The sequence below is a fragment of the Dolichospermum sp. UHCC 0352 genome, assembly GCF_009711925.1.
Taxonomy (GTDB): Bacteria; Cyanobacteriota; Cyanobacteriia; order Cyanobacteriales; family Nostocaceae; genus Dolichospermum; species Dolichospermum lemmermannii.
This window is the reverse complement of sequence record NZ_VIKY01000230.1, coordinates 1-1,064: the sequence shown is the minus strand read 5'-3', so window position 1 is coordinate 1,064 and position 1,064 is coordinate 1. Positions and strand designations below refer to the sequence as shown.

2 protein-coding genes are annotated in these 1,064 nt (G+C 36.9%); both read left to right on the top strand.

What is annotated here, in order from left to right; translation table 11 throughout:
• Positions 1-98 precede the first annotated feature (98 nt).
• Positions 99-914: a sulfurtransferase gene (locus tag FJR06_RS16385; protein ID WP_015079711.1), complete on the top strand. Its 816-nt coding sequence runs from the start codon at positions 99-101 to the stop codon at positions 912-914.
• A complete protein-coding gene (locus FJR06_RS24735; RefSeq protein ID WP_256369512.1) occupies positions 895-1,020 on the top strand; it encodes a hypothetical protein in 126 nt (41 codons plus the stop codon). The genes FJR06_RS16385 and FJR06_RS24735 overlap by 20 nt, the downstream gene beginning before the upstream one ends.
• The last annotated feature ends 44 nt before the right edge of the window (positions 1,021-1,064 follow it).

The following is a 1,064-nucleotide window of genomic DNA, read 5'->3' as shown; positions in this document are numbered from 1 at the left end:
TCAGGAGTCAGGAGTCAGGAGTCAGGAGGAAGAAGAAAGAAGAAAGAAGAATAGTTTTCACCAATTACCAATTACCAATTACCAATTACCAGTTACCCATGAATAATCAATTTATTGTTTCTCCACAATGGCTGTTGGAAAATCTCAATAATTCTCAAGTTGTGATTGTTGATTGTCGGTTTTCTTTAGCTGATGCCGAATTAGGAAAAAAACAGTATCAAGCTAATCATATCCCAGGCTCTTATTATTTAGACTTAAATCAAGATTTATCTAGTCCTGTGCAAGAACATGGTGGCAGGCATCCTTTACCAAATACCACAGAGTTAGCCGAAAAATTATCAGCAATTGGGGTAAATTCTCAAAAAACTTTAGTAGTAGCTTATGATGATTCTCGCTTGGCTTTTGCATCTCGTTTATGGTGGTTATTGCGGTATTTAGGACATGAACAAGTAGCTGTTTTAGATGGTGGCTTTAACCGTTGGCAAAAAGCAGGTTATACTGTTACAGATATAATTCCTACTGCTGCAAGAGGCATATTTATTCCCCAAATCCAAGAGGATAAAGTTGTAGATTTTACTTATGTAAAAAATCACAAAGATAGTCCAGATGTAGTTTTAGTAGACTCCAGAGAAGGAGAACGCTATCGTGGAGAAAAAGAACCAATTGATAAAATTGCTGGACATATTCCCGGTGCTGTTAATTATCCTTGGCAAGAAATAACTGATACTTTTGGTTGCCTACTTCCTCCGTCAGAACAATCTCAACACTGGCAAAATATAGATACAAATAAAGAAATTTTAGTTTATTGTGGTTCTGGTGTGACGGCTTGTGTAAATTTACTTTCTTTAGCTATAGCTGGAATTCCCACCGCTAAACTTTACGCTGGTAGTTGGAGTGATTGGATTAGTTATTAGTCAGTTGTTAGTAGGGGCGAAGCATTTGGAAGATAAATTATCGGTCATTGCCAAAAATAGTTCTCCAAATGCTTCGCCCGTACAGCTGTCTCTTATACACATCTAGATGTGTATAAGAGACAGGAAGATAAATTATCGGTCATTGCCAAA